Below are 17,198 nucleotides of genomic sequence, written 5' to 3' on the forward strand. Positions count from 1 at the left end.
GGACGCGCGGAAAAACAGCAGCTGCCGGCGCGTCCCCGGCGGCGGAAAAGGGGAATGTGTTCTATGGTTGAAAAAGATACAAAAAAACTCAGTATATCTTTTGAGGAAAATATAGCATATATGAACGAAATCCTTCCGGTGAAAGAGAGTTTTGACGTTATCCGGAGAGAGATAATAATCGGCGGAAAGAATGCCGTGTTCTATTTTATCGACGGATTTATGAAAGATGAGGCAATGCTGAAGATCATGGATTCATTTCTCTCTGTTACAGAACGGGATATGCCGGATGATGTGGATGACTTTGTGCAGAAGCACGTGCCGTATGTAGAGGTTGATATTCTGGAAGATTTTGACCAGGTAATTCGAAATGTGCTCTCAGGTACAACCTGTCTTTTTATTGACGGGTACAAAGAATGCATCTGTATTGACTGCCGTACTTATCCGGCCCGAAGCGTGGATGAGCCGGACAAAGACAAGTCACTCAGAGGTTCAAGAGACGGATTTGTAGAGACAATTGTATTTAACACTGCTCTGATGCGCCGGAGAATCCGGGATCCTCATCTGATTATGGAGATGGCGGAGGCAGGGCAGGCGTCGCGCACGGATATTGCGCTCTGCTATATGTCAGACCGGGTGGACAAAGAACTGCTGGATAATCTGAAAAAAAGAATTGAAAGCCTGCGGCTGGGAGATCTGCGGATGAATCAGCAGAGCCTTGCGGAAGCCCTCTTTAAAAGAAAATGGTTCAATCCGTTCCCCAAATTCAAATATACGGAACGCCCGGACACAGCTGCCGCCTGCCTTCTGGAAGGCAAAGTGGTCATCCTGGTGGATAATTCTCCTTCTGCAATGATTCTGCCCACATCCATTCTGGATATGATAGAGGAGGCAAACGACTATTATTTTCCGACCGTGACAGGCGTATATCTGAAAACAACAAGGATTCTGATAACCATCGCGACGGTATTTTTTACGCCTCTGTATCTCCTTTTTATGCAGAACCTGGAATGGCTCCCGGAAGTCTTTTCCTTTGTAGCAGTGAGAGATGCAGTTAATATACCTCTGATTTTTCAGTTCCTGATCCTGGAACTTTCCATTGACGGTCTCAGGCTTGCGGCCATGAATACTCCGACCATGCTCAGCACACCGCTCAGTGTGATTGCAGGTATTGTTATGGGAGAGTTTTCGGTGCAGTCCGGCTGGTTTAACTCCGAAGTAATGCTATACATGGCATTTGTAGCTGTGGCAAATTATACACAGCCAAACTTTGAACTGGGCTACGCGCTGAAATTCATGCGTCTTCTGCTCCTTATACTTACCGCGCTTTTTAATCTGACAGGATTTATAGCGGGATGTATACTGGTTCTTTGTTTTCTTATTTTCAATAAAACCCTGTCCGGAAGAAATTATATGAATGTAAAGATGAATTGATGAAACGTAATGTCTGCCCGGTCATGTCGGCGGAAAGGAACGGAAAACGAAATATCTTCTCGAAAAAAGCTTTTGCCTATAAACAGGAAAAATGATATGATATAAAAAGCATAGAAGCAGCGTCGGCATTTTTCGGCGCTGCAGTGCAAATAGAAGGAGCATTTGTTCGGGAGGATTTTTAATTATGAGAGATTATGTGATCACAGTAAACAGCACCGTGGATCTGCCACCGGAATGGCTGGAAGAAAGAAATGTGCCGGTTATTCCGCTCAGGTATACGATCGATGGACAGACATATACAGATATGCATGGACTTTCCGCAAAAGAATTTTTTGCGAAACTCCGCGAGGGGAAGATGTCCACAACTTCTCAGGTGAATCCGGAGGAAGCCGCCGACATGCTGGAACCATTTTTGAAAGAGGGAAAAGATATTATCCATCTCGGTTTTTCTTCGGGATTAAGCGGTACGCTGAACAGTATGCGTGTAGCCGGAGCGATGCTGTCCGAAAAATATCCGGAGGCAAAAGTGATCGTGATTGATACTCTCTGTGCCTGCCTGGGAGAAGGTCTTCTTCTTCATCATGCTCTGAAAAGAAAAGCAGAGGGCATGACCATAGATCAGCTGGCAGAGTGGGTAGAGGAAAATAAACTTCACATCTGTCATAATGTTACAGTGGATGATCTGAACCATCTTCACAGAGGCGGACGGGTGTCAAAGACAACAGCTGTGATCGGCACTCTGGTACAGATCAAACCGATCATACATATGGATAACGAAGGGAAACTTCAGGTGATCGGAAAAGAGCGGGGGCGGAAGAGATCTCTGAATAAAATCGTGGATATGGCCGTGAAACAGGCAGAGGGCTGGGATAATGACATTATAATGATCACCCACGGGGACTGTATTGAGGACGCGGAATATGTTGCAAGACTTGTACGTGAAAAAATGGGAATCCATAACATTCTGATTAACAATATCGGAACGGTAATCGGAAGCCATACAGGTCCAGGCGTGGTAGCGGTATTCTGCCTGGGAAGCCACAGGTAATGCCGGCAAGAAGAGGGGAGATCTGAAAGACCAGAAAATCTTTTTGTAAAAATAAAATTATTATTGACAATAAATGGTGAGTGTGGTATATTCAACTTTGCGTAAGGCAAAAAACAAAGTAGAGTATCCACTCTCACCATAGCACAATCGGGTGACTATTGGTCTGATATTGATGAATCGGCTTCTGTGGTTTGGAAGCAGTGTTATTGATTGTCGGGTGGATATGGTATTCACTCGTTTTTTTGTGTTTTCGCATAAGAAACCTTAAGGAAATTCATTGACGGAGGTATACTACAATTAGCGATTTAATGATTAACGAGCAGATCAGAGACAGAGAAGTTCGTCTGATCGGCGAGGATGGGGAACAGTTAGGCATCATGTCCGCCCGGGAGGCGCTGAAGATTGCCCAGGAGGCAGAACTTGATCTTGTAAAGATTGCGCCTGCGGCAAAACCGCCTGTGTGCAAGATCATTGACTACGGCAAATTCAGATATGAACAGTCCAGAAAAGAAAAAGAAGCAAAGAAAAAGCAGAAGACTGTTGAGATCAAGGAAGTGCGTCTGTCACCGAATATTGATACAAACGATCTGAATACAAAGGTAAACAATGCCAGAAAATTTATTTCCAAAGGAAATAAAGTCAAAATCACACTTCGTTTCCGCGGAAGGGAGATGGCTCACGTACAGCAGAGCAGACATATTCTCGATGATTTTGCAGAACTGCTTGCAGATGTCGCGGTTGTAGAAAAGCCTGCGAAGCTGGAAGGCAGAAATATGAGTATGGTCTTAACTGTAAAACGTTAAAGAAATACTTCGAAATGAAGAACCGGAAGGCGGCACAATAAAGGAGGAAATTATCATGCCAAAAATCAAAACAAATAGAGCGGCGGCAAAACGCTTCAAAAAAACAGCTACAGGAAAACTGAAAAGAAATAAAGCTTACAAGAGCCATATCTTAACAAAGAAGTCTACAAAGAGAAAAAGAAATCTCAGACAGTCTACGATTACAGATGCTACAAATGTAAAAAACATGAAGAAGGTTTTACCGTATCTGTAAAAGAAGCGGTACGGACACAGGCGGCATAGCGGATGCTGTTTTGCGAACAGCACGTCTGAATGGATGAGTACATCGGTTTTTTGATAATAGGAGGATTAAGAAATGGCAAGAATTAAAGGCGGAATGAACGCTAAAAAGAAACATAACAGAACACTTAAACTGGCAAAGGGCTACAGAGGAGCCCGTTCCAAACAGTACAGAGTAGCAAAACAGTCTGTAATGAGAGCTCTTACTTCAGCTTACGCAGGAAGAAAACAGCGCAAGCGTCAGATGAGACAGCTCTGGATTGCACGTATCAACGCGGCAGCAAGAATGAACGGACTGTCATACAGCAAATTTATGCACGGCCTGAAGCTGGCAGATGTTGAAATGAACAGAAAGATGCTGGCTGAACTGGCAGTAAATGACAAAGAAGGATTCGCAACTCTTGCAGCACTTGCAAAAGAGAAGATTGCGTAGTAAAATAAGAAAAGAAGCCCGGTCCCTGGTGGGATTCGGGCTTTTCTTAATTTTTAAGTATGGCTGAAGAATGTGAGCGGGAACAGTTTTGAGAATTTGATTTGTTGTTTTCACATGTAAAACAGTCATGCTGTCGGGGAGTGATAAATATATGAGAAATCATGAGGTGACTTCACTTCAGCCGCTACTGAACGAAGAAGGAAAAATTCAGGAGCCGGGATGGGCCAGGCATCCTGTCTGGCAGTATGACAGAAGCCGTATTGTTTCGCCGAAGTTCCGGATAAAAGAAAGAGACTATTATCTTATCCTTAATCAGGATTATGCCTGCGGGTTTACGCTGTCGGATGAAGGGCATGTTGGCTTCAGGTCTGTTTCCCTTTTGAACTTCAAAGAAGGGTGGGAACATACGGAGACAATTCTGATTCCTTTTCCTATGGGAAATATGAAAATGCCGGCTTCTTCTGAAGTGGGAGCCATTGTGTGCAGAGATAAAAGACTCCGCCTGGAATTCCGAAAAGAAGCAGGAAGGCATTTTATATCCTGTGACTTTAAAAATTTCTGGAAGGGGAAGCCGTTTTATTGTGAACTGTCTCTGGAGCGGCCGGAAATGGACATGATGGCAATTGCCGCAACATGGCCCGGGAAAAAGACATTTTATTATAATCAGAAAATTAACTGTATGCGAGCAGAAGGATATATGGCCTTTGATGATATGACCTGGTGGTTTGATCCGGAACAGGATTATGGAACGCTGGATTGGGGCAGAGGAGTTCTGCCATATGACAGCACCTGGTACTGGAGTTCGGGCAACGGCACTGTGGGAGGCAGAACTTTCGGGTTCAATATCGGCTATGGGGCCGGGGATACATCATCAGCAACGGAAAATATTTTGTATTATGATGGAAAAAGTCATAAGCTGGATGATGTTGAGTTTCATATTCCGGAAGGGGATTATATGAGTCCGTGGTCCTTTACTTCCAACGACGGCCGGTTTGAAATGGAATTTATTCCCGTGCTTGACAGAGCAGAATCTATATCCAGGCTGGCGATCCGGTCCGATCAGCATCAGGTGTTCGGAAAAATGAGCGGACGTGCTGTACTGGATGACGGCAGGTTTATTGAATTGAAAGATTTTATGTGTTTTGCAGAAAAAGTGCATAACAGATATTGACATTCTTTTTCAGGAGTGATAAAGTTTTTTTAAACCGTTGAAGAAGAGCAAGTAATCTTAATGAATGCTTAGCAGAGAGCCGCAGGCGGTGAAATTGCGGCATGTCGGACATAAGGTGAATGGGCTTCTGAGGGCGAGCTGAAAAATACAGTAGGTAAGCCGGAGACTGGACTCCGTTAACAAAGAAAGCATATGTTGGTATGCGTGAGAGGATGTATAATAACATCAAGCCGGGTGGCACCGCAGGAGAATGAATATAAACTCCTGTCCCTGCAGAAAATGCAAGGGACAGGAGTTTTTGTTTTTCAAGTCCGCTGTGCACATGGAAGGAAAAAGCGACAGCGCAGGCAGGCCTGCGGCTGGCGGTTATTCCTTCCGTGTATAGAGCGGATGCTCTGCAGCGAGAAGGAGCCGCAGGGCGGCGGAATCGAGCTGGCACAGCGGACGGACGACTGAAAAAGGCACCCGAAAGGCAGCTTCTCTCGCGGAAAGAAAGGAGAAGAAAAAATGAGTGAACAGAAAATTCCCTACAAAATTTATCTTGAAGAAAGTGAAATGCCGAAAGAGTGGTATAATGTCCGGGCAGATATGAAAAATAAGCCTGCTCCGCTTTTGAATCCTGCCACACTGCAGCCTATGACTGCAGAAGAGCTGGAAGCCGTTTTCTGTGATGAACTGGTAAAACAGGAGCTGGATAATGATAACCGCTATATTGAAATTCCGAAAAAGATCCGTGATTTTTATAAAATGTACCGCCCGTCACCGCTTGTAAGGGCTTATTGTCTGGAAGAGAAGCTTCAGACACCGGCAAAGATTTACTATAAGTTTGAAGGAAATAATACATCAGGAAGCCATAAACTGAATTCTGCGATTGCTCAGGCATATTATGCGAAAGAGCAGGGACTGAAAGGTGTAACTACTGAGACTGGTGCTGGCCAGTGGGGAACGGCCCTTTCCATGGCGTGCGCATATCTGGATCTGGACTGTAAAGTATACATGGTAAAATGCTCTTATGAACAGAAACCGTTCCGTCGCGAGGTGATGCGGACATACGGAGCAAGTGTGACGCCGTCTCCGTCAGATACGACGGAAGTGGGAAGAAAGATACTGGCTGAACATCCGGGTACCACAGGAAGTCTGGGGTGCGCAATTTCCGAGGCGGTGGAAGTGGCAACCCATACAGAAGGGTACAGATATGTTCTTGGCAGCGTCCTGAACCAGGTGCTCCTGCATCAGTCCGTGATTGGTGTGGAAACAAAGACAGCAATGGATAAATACGGCATTAAGCCGGATATTATTATCGGATGTGCTGGCGGCGGCTCTAATCTTGGCGGACTCATTTCTCCATTCATGGGACAGAAGCTGCGGGGGGAAGCTGATTATCAGTTTATTGCAGTAGAACCGGCGTCCTGCCCCAGTCTTACAAGAGGTGTTTACGCATACGATTTTTGTGATACCGGAATGGTATGTCCCCTTGCAAAGATGTATACTCTGGGAAGCGGGTTTATTCCGTCAGCCAATCATGCCGGAGGTCTCCGTTATCATGGAATGAGTTCCGTTCTGTCTCAGCTGTATGCTGATGGTTATATGGAGGCGCGCTCTGTAGAACAGACTGCTGTATTTGAAGCGGCAGAACAGTTCGCAAGAGTGGAGGGAATTCTGCCCGCACCCGAGAGCAGCCATGCGATTCGTGCGGCTATAGATGAGGCTCTGAAATGTAAAGAGACAGGTGAGGAAAAGACGATTCTCTTCGGCCTTACAGGAACCGGATATTTCGATATGGTGGCATATGAGAAATATAATAACGGAGAAATGACCGATTATATCCCGACAGATGAGGATCTGAAAGCAGGATTTGACGGAATTCCGAAATTCCCGGGAAATATGGAATAGTCTGAAATAGAAAAAGTCAGAAATAATATGGCTGTGTCTGTTTGAAAACATTGATATCAGACACAGCCGCATTTTTTTGTATTAATATAATTTTCGGAAATTTTAGAAAAATTAGAACAATATTCGAACTTTAATTTTTTCGGAAATATCAGTTGACATTTTGGACTATGAATAGTATTATATCACTTGTGGTCAGCACATGAGATAAGACGGCCACAGAAATAGAGAATGCGGAAGTGTCGGAACTGGCAGACGAGCAAGACTAAGGATCTTGTGACATTCGTGTCGTGTGGGTTCAAGTCCCATCTTCCGCATTGAGAAAAAGCCTTGAATTATTTTCAGGGCTTTTTTATTTTGCAGGAGAGCCTCGTTTGCCGGGCAAGCCTCTTTTTACATATAATCTGCTATTAATGCAGATCCTCTTTTTTCTGAATAGCAAGTTCTGTTCTTCCGGTGAGTTCATCCAGTGTCACGTTAAAAAAATCTGCAATTCGAATCAGAGTGAAAATACTTGGGAGCGTAATACCGCGTTCATATGAAGAGATGGTTTGTCTGCGCATGTGAAGACTGGATGCAAGTACATCCTGTTTGACCGCATTTTGTCTGCGTAGTTTTTTGATATTTTTTCCGATTGTGTTTGACATCATATCTATCACCAGTTATATTTTATCACCCTTCGGTAAGTATGTAATAATACACCCGATATATGAGTATACTTTAATCCGAAATACGGATAGCACTAAACCGCAGATTCGGTACAATAAAGTATAAATGACTAAAGGGTGTGTATACAGTGGATAACCGTGTGAAGGAGCTTCGGAATGAAAGGGGCTTAAGACAGGAAGATCTTGCAGGAAAAATCAATGTCTCTCAACAGACGATCAGCCGGATAGAAAACGGGGAAAATTCTCTTCCGGCGGATCTTCTGATTCAGCTTTCCAGGTTCTTTCATGTTTCAGCGGATTATATATTAAAGTTGTCTGATGTCAGAATGACGCAGGAGTATCGTATTGAAGTTGAGAAAAGTCTGGAGCGCAACAAAGATTTTTGCAATGCTTTTGAGCGGCTGAACATGACAAATCAGGAGCTGGTTGTACGTTTGATGGAACAGCTGGATGAAGGCCAGAATTAAAAAATCATAAAGAACGTAAAAAAGAGGAATTCTTTAACGGATTTCTCTTTTTTTTACTGTTTATATGATATAATTACAATAATTTACTGGAAGAGGCTAATACTATCTGAATAAGAAGAGCGGAGGGAGAAATATGTTAGAAAAAGTTGACTTGTTAAAAAAATTGTCAAAAGAAGAGTACAAGGAAAAAATGTCTCAGCTTGAAACCAAAATCGGACAGCTTCAAAGAGAATGTAAAGCACTTAAAATTCCCATTATGATTGTATTTGAAGGATTCGGAGCGGCGGGAAAAGGGCTTCAGATCGGCAAGCTGATCCAGAGTATGGATCCGAGAGGATTTCATGTATACCCAGTCAAGAATGAAACCGAAGAAGAGCGGATGCATCCGTTCCTCTGGAGATTCTGGATCAAAACTCCGGAAAAGGGGAGAATCGCTATTTATGACGGCAGCTGGTACAGAAGAGTACTGATCGACCGATTTGAAAAACGTACAAAAGAGAAAGAACTTCCGGAAGCATTTCATTCAATTAATTCTTTTGAAGAACAGCTGACAGATGACGGCACTGTAATTATCAAACTGTTTCTGGATATCAGTAAAAAGGAACAGAAGAAGCGCTTTGACAAGCTTCAGAAGAACAAAGAAACAGCATGGCGTGTGACCCAGGGAGATCTTGAGAGAAATGCAAAATATAACGAATATGCCGCGATGATGGAGGATATGCTTTTTAAAACAGACACAGATTATGCGCCCTGGACGATTATCGAGGCCACGGACCGTAGATTCGCAACTGTAAAGATTTATACCACAGTAGTCAAGGCCATGGCAGATCAGATTGAAAAACTGGAACGGCAGAGGAAAAAAGATACAGCCGACCAGGAGACAGACGATCATATGAATGTTTCAGAAGTGGCCCGGGAAGCAGATAAAGAGCTCAGAGAGCTTCAGGTGTCCATTCTCTCCAAAGCAGATCTGTCTCTGAAATATACAAGAGAAGAATATGAAGCAAAGCTGGATAAGCTGCAGAAGAAGATAGAAAAACTTCACGGCGAACTCTACCGCAGAAGAATCCCGGTTGTGCTTGGATTCGAAGGCTGGGATGCGGGAGGAAAAGGCGGAGCTATTAAGCGCCTGACCGCAAAAATGGATGCGCGCGGGTATGCGGTTAATCCTACTGCATCACCCAATGACATAGAAAAAGCGCATCATTATCTGTGGCGTTTCTGGCGCACAATGCCAAAAGCGGGACATGTGGCAATTTTTGACCGCACCTGGTACGGACGTGTTATGGTAGAACGTATAGAGGGCTTCTGCACAAAGGAAGAGTGGCAGAGAGCTTACAAGGAGATCAATGATATGGAAAAGGATCTTTGTGACGCAGGAGCCATAGTGATCAAATTCTGGATGCATATTGACAAGGATGAACAGGAACGGCGTTTTAAAGAGAGGCAGGAGAACCCGGAAAAGCAATGGAAGATTACGGATGAAGACTGGAGAAACCGGGAAAAATGGGATCAGTATGAAGATGCGGTTAATGAGATGCTCCTGCGTACTTCAACTGATTATGCACCGTGGGTTGTAGTAGAAGGCAATGATAAATATTATGCGAGAGTAAAAGTATTAAAAACTGTTGTTGATGCGATAGAAGAACGTCTGAAGGAGAAATAGGTATGGCAATGACAATCAGGGAACAGCTTGAGGAACGGGAAGTAGAATATTTAAGCCCTTATGCCACGTTAAGCAGGAATTCCAAAGGGCGGCAGAGGGAGGAACCTCAGTGTGATATCCGTCCCGTCTTTCAGAGAGACAGGGACCGGATTCTGCACTGTAAAGCATTCCGCAGACTGAAACAGAAGACCCAGGTGTTTCTCCTTCCGAAAGGCGATCACTACCGAACACGGATGACTCATACTCTGGAAGTTTCTCAGAATGCCAGAACCATTGCAAAGGCGCTGCGGCTTAATGAAGATCTGGTAGAGGCGATTGCTCTGGGACATGACCTGGGGCATACGCCTTTCGGTCATGCCGGTGAAAAGGCCCTGAATCATGTTTATCATTTTCAGCACCAGAAACAGAGCCTTCGTGTTGTGGACTGTATTGAAAAAGAAGGACGGGGGCTGAATCTTACCTGGGAAGTCCGGGACGGTATACTGAACCATCAGACTTCCGGCACACCTCATACTCTGGAGGGACAGGTCCTTAGACTGTCTGATAAAATTGCTTACATCAATCATGACATGGATGACGCTATACGGGGAGGAATATTGACGGAAGAAGATATTCCCGCAGATATAAGAGAAGTGCTGGGCAGTTCATGCAAGGCCCGTCTTAATAAAATGGTACATGATGTGATTATAAACAGTATGGATCAGCCTGAGATACGGATGTCGAGTCAGGTAGGCAGGGCGATGTCCGATCTCAGACGATTTATGTTTGAAAATGTCTACTTAAATCCACGGGCCAAGGGAGAAGAGGAAAAAGCGATACATATGATTGAACAGCTTTTTGAATACTGTGTTAAGCATCCGGATATCCTTCCGCAGCAGTTCAGGGACGCTTTGTCCCGGGGAGAATCCGGCAGAGAGCAGATCGTGTGCGATTATATAGCCGGGATGACGGATTCCTATGCGGTAAAAAAATTCCAGGATTATTTTATTCCGGAATCATGGAAAAAATAAAAGGAAAGAAAAAAGTTTTGTCGAATATATAATATAGGGTGTTCTTTGAAGCCAGTATAGAGGAAACAGCATGGAGGAAGACATGTACTATTCAGACGAACTGATTGAAGAGATAAGAACAAGAAATGATATAGTAGATGTAATATCCGGTTATGTCCGGCTGCAGAAAAAAGGAAGTTCATATTTCGGGCTGTGTCCGTTTCACAATGAAAAATCCCCTTCCTTTTCCGTGAGCAGAGAGAAACAGATGTATTATTGTTTCGGTTGCGGAGCGGGAGGAAATGTATTTACGTTTCTTATGGAATATGAGAACTTTTCTTTTATAGAAGCAGTAAAGTATCTGGCGGACCGGGCGGGGATTGCTCTGCCGGAACGGGAATACTCAAAAGAGGCAAAAGAAAGAGCAGATTTAAAGTCGTCGATACTTGAGGTGAATAAACAGGCGGCAAAATATTTTTACGTGCAGCTCAAATCAGAACGAGGAGCACAGGCTTATACATATCTGAAAAACAGAGGCCTGTCGGACAGTACAATTACAGCGTTCGGTCTGGGATATTCCAATAAGTACAGCGATGATCTGTACAAATATCTCAGAAAACAGGGATACAGTGAGGAACTGATCCGTCAGGCCGGACTGATCAACACAGATGAACGGCAGGGAGTTTATGACAAGTTCTGGAACAGGGTAATCTTTCCGATTATGGATGTTAACAGCAGAGTAATAGGCTTCGGCGGAAGAGTGATGGGTGATGGAAAGCCCAAATATCTGAATTCACCGGAGACTCCGGTATTTGATAAAAGCCGGAATCTGTACGGATTAAACCGCGCCAGGACATCCAGAAAGCCATATTTTCTTCTGTGTGAGGGATATATGGATGTGATTTCCCTGCATCAGGCAGGTTTTACAAATGCCGTAGCTTCTCTTGGAACCGCGCTTACTACCGGTCATGCCTCTCTGATCAAGCGCTATGTAAAGGAAGTTTATCTGACTTATGACAGTGATGAGGCAGGAACGAAAGCGGCGCTGCGGGCGCTTCCCATACTTAAGGATGCGGGAATATCGGCGAAGATTGTCCGGATGGAACCGTATAAAGACCCGGATGAATTTATTAAGAATCTGGGAAAAGAGGAATACGAAAAAAGAATTCAGAATGCAAGAAACGGTTTTCTTTTCAGTCTTGAAATACTGGAGAATGACTATGACATGGCGTCTCCAGAGGGGAAAACCGATTTCTTCAGGGAGGCGGCAAGGCATCTTCTTGAGTTTGAGGACGAGCTGGAACGCAATAATTACATAGAGGCGGTAGCCTCCACGTATAGGATCAGTAAAGAGAGTCTGACGAAGCTGGTTACAAAGACAGCTGTAAACTCCGGAATGGCCAGGCCGGTACAGCGGCCCAGAAGAGCCGCGGGAAATGAAAAACCAAAAGAAAACGGGATTCTCACATCTCAGAAGGCGCTGCTTACCTGGATGATCGAGAGTGAAAAGGTCTTTGACTGTATCAGCAGTTATATCAGTCCGGATGATTTTACGGGAGAAATTTACCGGAAGGTAGCAGAGCTTCTGTACGAACAGAGAAAGGACGGGAAACTGAATGCTGCCCGGATTCTGAATCATTTTACGGAAGAGAACGAGCACAGGGAGGCGGCGTCCCTTTTCCATACACGGATTAAGGAGCTGAAAACAAAAGAAGAAAGAGAACAGGCGCTGCGGGAAACGATTCTCAGAGTTAAAGCCCACAGAATTGATCAGAAGACTCTTGAACTGGATCCTTCTGATATGGCCGGCCTTCAGCATCTGATGGAGGAAAAGCGGAAACTGGAAGAGCTGAGACAACTGCATATTTCTATTGATTAAGGATAAAATAAAACAAGATAGCCTGCGTATATGCGCGGCGAAGGAAGGATGGACACATGGAAGAAAACACACAGCAGAAGTTTCTGGAAAGAATGAATGAACTGGTTGCGCTGGGGAAGAAGAAAAAGAGCATACTGGATGTTCAGGAAATCAATGATTTCTTTTCGGATATGGAACTGAATACTGATCAGATGGAGAAGGTATTTGATTATCTGGAAGCAAACAATATCGATGTACTGCGCATCAGCGGCGATGCGGCAGATGATATTGAAGTTGAAATTGATGATATCATCGCCGAAGAGGAAGACGTTGATGTGGAAAATATCGATCTGTCTGTACCGGAAGGCGTCAGCATTGAAGACCCGGTCCGTATGTATCTGAAGGAAATCGGAAAAGTCCCCCTTCTGAGCGCAGAACGTGAGATAGAGCTGGCAAAGAGAATGGAGGAAGGCGATGAGGAGGCAAGAAAAGAGCTTGCTGAGGCAAACCTCCGTCTGGTAGTCAGTATTGCAAAGCGTTATGTGGGCCGCGGCATGCTGTTTCTTGATCTGATCCAGGAAGGAAACCTGGGTCTGATTAAAGCGGTGGAAAAATTTGATTATCATAAAGGATATAAATTCAGTACCTATGCCACATGGTGGATCCGTCAGGCGATTACCAGAGCGATTGCGGATCAGGCAAGAACAATCCGTATTCCAGTGCATATGGTGGAAACCATTAATAAACTGATAAGGGTTTCCAGACAGCTCCTTCAGGAACTGGGAAGGGAACCTCTTCCGGAAGAAATTGCAAAAGAGCTGGACATGCCCGTAGAACGTGTGCGCGAGATTCTCAAAATTTCACAGGAGCCGGTTTCTCTTGAAACTCCGATCGGAGAGGAAGAGGACAGCCATCTTGGTGATTTTATACAGGATGACAACGTGCCGGTGCCGGCGGAAGCGGCTGCCCAGACGCTTCTGAAAGAACAGCTGGATGAAGTGCTGGATACGCTTACTGAAAGAGAACAGAAAGTGCTTCGTCTTCGTTTCGGCATGAATGACGGACGTGCCCGTACGCTTGAAGAAGTGGGCAGAGAATTTGATGTAACCAGAGAGCGTATTCGTCAGATCGAGGCGAAGGCGCTCCGCAAACTCCGCCATCCGAGCAGAAGCAGAAAGCTGAGGGATTATCTTGACTGAGCAGGAATGTGGAACGGGACGGAAAGCATTGGAACAGTTTCCTGATCTCTCTTTCCGCCTTCAGGCGGTAGCTGAACTTGTCACCGGCGGATACCGGATGGCGGATATCGGAACAGATCACGCATATGTTCCGATCTGTCTGGTAAAAGCCGGCAGGATACCGGGGGCCATTGCCGCAGATGTAAATAAAGGTCCTCTTCTGCGCGCGGCAGAACATATCAAAGCCAACAGACTGGAGAATCAGATAGAAACCCGGCTGTCAGACGGATTTTCCGCACTGAAGCCGGGAGAAGTCCAGTCGGCGGTTCTGGCAGGCATGGGCGGAGGCCTGATGATACGTATTCTGAAAGAAGGAGCCGGCGTAACCGAATATCTGGAAGAATGTATTCTGCAGCCCCAGTCAGAGGTAGAAAAAGTAAGAGCCTTTCTTTTAGAGGAAGGTTTTTTGTTTCTGGAAGAGAATATGGTTCTGGATGACGGAAAATACTATCCCATGATGAAGGTAAAGCCGCCATGCAGAAGAAAAGGAGAAGGAAAATCGAAAGAAAATCCGTTGGAAAGGGCGCAAAAGCAGACATGGACCGAAGTGGAACTGCGGTACGGAAAACTTCTTCTGGAAAGGCAGAATCCTGTCCTCCATGAATTCTTAGAACGGGAACACTGCATTAAACAACAGATTCTGTCGCAGCTGGAAAAGAAGGATTCCGGGAGAATCAGGGAAAGACGAAAAGAAGTGGAAATGGAACTGGAATGTACAGAGAAAGGACTGAGTTATTATGCTGTGCAGAGAGATTATACAGGTAATTGAGGCAACTTATCCGAGGGGCGCCGCACTTGATTTTGATAATGTCGGACTTCTGGCCGGAAGGGCGGAGAAAGAAGTGAATCGGATATATCTGGCGCTGGATGCCACGGATCATGTGATTGAATGCGCCGAAAAAGCAGGGGCGGATATGCTGATCACACATCATCCCCTTATTTTTTCTCCGATAAAAAAGGTGACGGATGAAGAGTTTATCGGCCGCAGGCTTGTACGGCTGATCCAGAGCGATATTTCCTATTATGCTATGCATACCAATTATGATGTCCTTGGAATGGCGGAACTCTCGGAACATATTTTGGATATCCGTGATGCACAGGTTCTTGATGTTACATCGTCTGAGGAAGGTGTGGAACAGGGGATCGGAAGAATCGGAAATCTGGAAAAACCCATGACGCTTTCAGAATGCTGTGCCCATGTCCGGCATAGTCTGAAACTGGGGAGCCTGAAGGTGTTCGGGGACATGGGCCGGATGGTGTACAGAATCGCTGTATCGCCTGGTTCGGGAAAATCAGCCATTCCTGTTGCAATCGAAAAAGGAGCGGATGTGCTTGTTACAGGAGATATCGGTCATCACGAAGGACTGGACGCCGTAGCGCAGGGGCTGGCAGTAATTGATGCAGGGCATTATGGAACGGAATATATCTTTATGGATGATATGAGACAGTTCCTGGCGGATAAGCTTCCGGGACTGGAAGTAGAAACAGCGCCGGTTATTCATCCTTTCCAGGTAATACCGTAAATAGCCGGCATTTCCGGAAAATATCAGAATTATTCCATATAAGGAGGGACAAAATGACAGTTCAGAGCTGTACAGTTACGATAGACGGAGAAAAGCGCAGGTATGCCAAAGGTACAACATACAGGGAAATTGCAGAAGAGTATCAGTCACGTTACGCCCACCAGATAGTGCTTGTGTTTGTAGATCAGCTGCGTCTGCAGGAGCTGACAAAAACGCTGCAGAAGGACTGTTCTCTTACATTTGTTACGACGGAGGATGAGATCGGTCACGCAACTTATGTAAGAAGTCTTTGTTTCCTTCTTGTGAAAGCTCTCTATGATACGGCAGGACATGATAAAATTGAAAGAGTGAGAATTCATTTCTCTCTCGGAAGCGGCTACTACTGTACAGTAAACGGCGATGTGGAGACAGATTCCGCATTTCTTGAAAAAGTATCGCAGCGGATGCGAGAACTGTCAGAAGAGGCCCTTCCGATCCGGAAACGTTCTATTCATACGGATGAAGCGGTAGAAAGATTTCACCGCCATGGAATGTATGATAAGGAAAAGCTATTTGAATTCAGACGTGTATCTAAAGTTAACATTTACAGTATCAATGAATTTGAAGATTATTATTATGGGTATATGGTGCCGGATACCGGCTGTCTGAAATATTTTTCACTGATTCCATATGATGAAGGATTTGTGCTTCAGATGCCGTCCAGAGAGAATCCGGAAGAAGTACCGCCGTTTGAGCCGCTTCCGAAACTATTTCACGTGCTGAAAGAATCTGTCCGCTGGGGAGACAGACAGGAGATTGATACGGTAGGAGCGCTGAATGAAATGGTGACCAGGTATGATATGCGGGAAGTTGTGCTTGTTCAGGAAGCTTATCAGGAGAGGAGAATCGGGGAGATTGCCAAGCAGATCGCAGAACGGGGAAATGTAAAGTTTGTACTGGTGGCAGGACCTTCTTCTTCCGGAAAAACGACCTTTTCCCACAGACTTGGAATCCAGCTCCGGGTCAATGGCTTCCGGCCCCATCCGATTGCTGTGGACAATTATTTTGTAGACCGGGAACATACGCCGAGAGATGAAGAAGGAAATTATAATTTTGAATGTATTGAAGCAATTGATATAGAAAAATTTAATGAGGATATGGGCCGGCTGCTTAATGGAGAGGAAGTCTTTCTTCCGGTTTTTAATTTCAAAACAGGGAGAAGAGAATATGAGATGTATCCGAAAAAGCTGGGTGATAATGATATTCTTATCATAGAAGGAATACATTGTCTGAATCCAAAGCTGTCAGAAATGTTAAACGATGAGAATAAGTTTAAAATATATATCAGCGCGCTTACCCAGCTGAATATTGATGAGCATAACCGGATTCCCTCCACAGACGGCCGTCTGATCCGCCGTCTTGTCCGGGACGCCAGAACCCGAGGGGCATCGGCCATGCGGACCATTGCCATGTGGCCGTCTGTCCGCAGAGGTGAAGAAGAAAATATTTTCCCTTATCAGGAAAATGCGGATGTAATGTTTAATTCATCGCTCTTATATGAACTGGCAGTTCTGAAGCAGTATGTAGAGCCGTTGCTTTTCGGTGTGGACCGGAATTCACGGGAATATGTTGAGGCAAAGCGCCTGCTGAAATTTTTCGATTATTTTGTGGGAATCGGAAGTGAAAATGTGCCGACCAATTCTCTTCTGAGAGAGTTTATCGGCGGCGGATGCTTCAGAGTATAAATGAAAAGAG

At 44.9% G+C, this 17,198-nt stretch carries 16 protein-coding genes, 1 tRNA gene and 1 other annotated feature; of the genes, 16 read left to right on the forward strand and 1 reads right to left on the reverse strand.

What is annotated here, in order from left to right; translation table 11 throughout:
• Positions 1 to 63: 63 nt before the first annotated feature.
• From AC0QUU_RS08730 to AC0QUU_RS08765, 8 genes are all read left to right on the forward strand, one after another.
• Positions 64 to 1,431 carry a spore germination protein gene (locus AC0QUU_RS08730; RefSeq protein ID WP_474542157.1) on the forward strand — a complete coding sequence of 456 codons (1,368 nt, stop codon included), beginning with the start codon at positions 64 to 66 and terminating at the stop codon, positions 1,429 to 1,431.
• A 184-nt stretch (positions 1,432 to 1,615) separates the two neighbouring features.
• Positions 1,616 to 2,479 (forward strand): DegV family protein, encoded by an 864-nt coding sequence (locus AC0QUU_RS08735; protein ID WP_474542158.1) that lies wholly within the window; start codon positions 1,616 to 1,618, stop codon positions 2,477 to 2,479.
• A gap of 308 nt (positions 2,480 to 2,787) precedes the next feature.
• Positions 2,788 to 3,282, forward strand: coding sequence for a translation initiation factor IF-3 (gene infC / locus AC0QUU_RS08740; RefSeq protein ID WP_474542159.1), 495 nt, complete (start codon positions 2,788 to 2,790; stop codon positions 3,280 to 3,282).
• Positions 3,283 to 3,337: 55 nt separating this feature from the next.
• Entirely contained in the window at positions 3,338 to 3,535 is a 198-nt protein-coding gene (gene rpmI / locus AC0QUU_RS08745) for a 50S ribosomal protein L35 (protein WP_427806457.1), read from the forward strand.
• Positions 3,536 to 3,637: 102 nt separating this feature from the next.
• Complete coding sequence (gene rplT, locus AC0QUU_RS08750) at positions 3,638 to 3,994, forward strand: 50S ribosomal protein L20 (protein ID WP_474542160.1); 357 nt, start codon at positions 3,638 to 3,640, stop codon at positions 3,992 to 3,994.
• Positions 3,995 to 4,145: 151 nt separating this feature from the next.
• The gene (locus tag AC0QUU_RS08755) at positions 4,146 to 5,165 is read left to right on the forward strand and encodes a DUF2804 domain-containing protein (protein ID WP_474542161.1); all 1,020 of its coding nucleotides are present in this window, start codon (positions 4,146 to 4,148) and stop codon (positions 5,163 to 5,165) included.
• A 28-nt stretch (positions 5,166 to 5,193) separates the two neighbouring features.
• Positions 5,194 to 5,440: a binding site (T-box leader), on the forward strand.
• Positions 5,441 to 5,672: 232 nt separating this feature from the next.
• Complete coding sequence (locus tag AC0QUU_RS08760; protein ID WP_474542162.1) at positions 5,673 to 7,058, forward strand: TrpB-like pyridoxal phosphate-dependent enzyme; 1,386 nt, start codon at positions 5,673 to 5,675, stop codon at positions 7,056 to 7,058.
• Between the two features lie 230 nt (positions 7,059 to 7,288).
• A tRNA-Leu gene (locus AC0QUU_RS08765) sits at positions 7,289 to 7,372 on the forward strand.
• A 93-nt stretch (positions 7,373 to 7,465) separates the two neighbouring features.
• Here AC0QUU_RS08765 and AC0QUU_RS08770 read toward each other — a convergent pair.
• Positions 7,466 to 7,705, reverse strand: coding sequence for a helix-turn-helix domain-containing protein (locus tag AC0QUU_RS08770; RefSeq protein ID WP_474542163.1), 240 nt, complete (start codon positions 7,703 to 7,705; stop codon positions 7,466 to 7,468).
• Between the two features lie 137 nt (positions 7,706 to 7,842).
• Between AC0QUU_RS08770 and AC0QUU_RS08775 the strand changes: the two genes are divergently transcribed.
• The 8 genes from AC0QUU_RS08775 to AC0QUU_RS08810 all read left to right on the forward strand — a co-directional run bounded on the left by AC0QUU_RS08775 (position 7,843) and on the right by AC0QUU_RS08810 (position 17,188).
• Positions 7,843 to 8,190: a helix-turn-helix domain-containing protein gene (locus AC0QUU_RS08775; RefSeq protein ID WP_474542164.1), complete on the forward strand. Its 348-nt coding sequence runs from the start codon at positions 7,843 to 7,845 to the stop codon at positions 8,188 to 8,190.
• A 133-nt stretch (positions 8,191 to 8,323) separates the two neighbouring features.
• Positions 8,324 to 9,856 carry a polyphosphate:AMP phosphotransferase gene (gene pap / locus AC0QUU_RS08780; RefSeq protein WP_474542166.1) on the forward strand — a complete coding sequence of 511 codons (1,533 nt, stop codon included), beginning with the start codon at positions 8,324 to 8,326 and terminating at the stop codon, positions 9,854 to 9,856.
• An 8-nt stretch (positions 9,857 to 9,864) separates the two neighbouring features.
• The gene (locus AC0QUU_RS08785; protein WP_474545549.1) at positions 9,865 to 10,866 is read left to right on the forward strand and encodes a deoxyguanosinetriphosphate triphosphohydrolase; all 1,002 of its coding nucleotides are present in this window, start codon (positions 9,865 to 9,867) and stop codon (positions 10,864 to 10,866) included.
• An 82-nt stretch (positions 10,867 to 10,948) separates the two neighbouring features.
• Positions 10,949 to 12,724 (forward strand): DNA primase, encoded by a 1,776-nt coding sequence (gene dnaG / locus AC0QUU_RS08790; protein WP_474542168.1) that lies wholly within the window; start codon positions 10,949 to 10,951, stop codon positions 12,722 to 12,724.
• Between the two features lie 56 nt (positions 12,725 to 12,780).
• Complete coding sequence (gene rpoD, locus AC0QUU_RS08795) at positions 12,781 to 13,902, forward strand: RNA polymerase sigma factor RpoD (protein ID WP_474542169.1); 1,122 nt, start codon at positions 12,781 to 12,783, stop codon at positions 13,900 to 13,902.
• A gap of 97 nt (positions 13,903 to 13,999) precedes the next feature.
• Complete coding sequence (locus tag AC0QUU_RS08800; RefSeq protein ID WP_474545550.1) at positions 14,000 to 14,710, forward strand: tRNA (adenine(22)-N(1))-methyltransferase; 711 nt, start codon at positions 14,000 to 14,002, stop codon at positions 14,708 to 14,710.
• On the forward strand, positions 14,679 to 15,464 hold the full coding sequence (locus AC0QUU_RS08805; RefSeq protein WP_474542171.1) for a Nif3-like dinuclear metal center hexameric protein: 786 nt from the start codon (positions 14,679 to 14,681) through the stop codon (positions 15,462 to 15,464). The genes AC0QUU_RS08800 and AC0QUU_RS08805 overlap by 32 nt, the downstream gene beginning before the upstream one ends.
• A 53-nt stretch (positions 15,465 to 15,517) precedes the next feature.
• Positions 15,518 to 17,188: a uridine kinase family protein gene (locus AC0QUU_RS08810; RefSeq protein ID WP_474542173.1), complete on the forward strand. Its 1,671-nt coding sequence runs from the start codon at positions 15,518 to 15,520 to the stop codon at positions 17,186 to 17,188.
• Positions 17,189 to 17,198: the final 10 nt, after the last annotated feature.

It is taken from the genome of Mediterraneibacter sp. HA8405 (assembly GCF_056148955.1).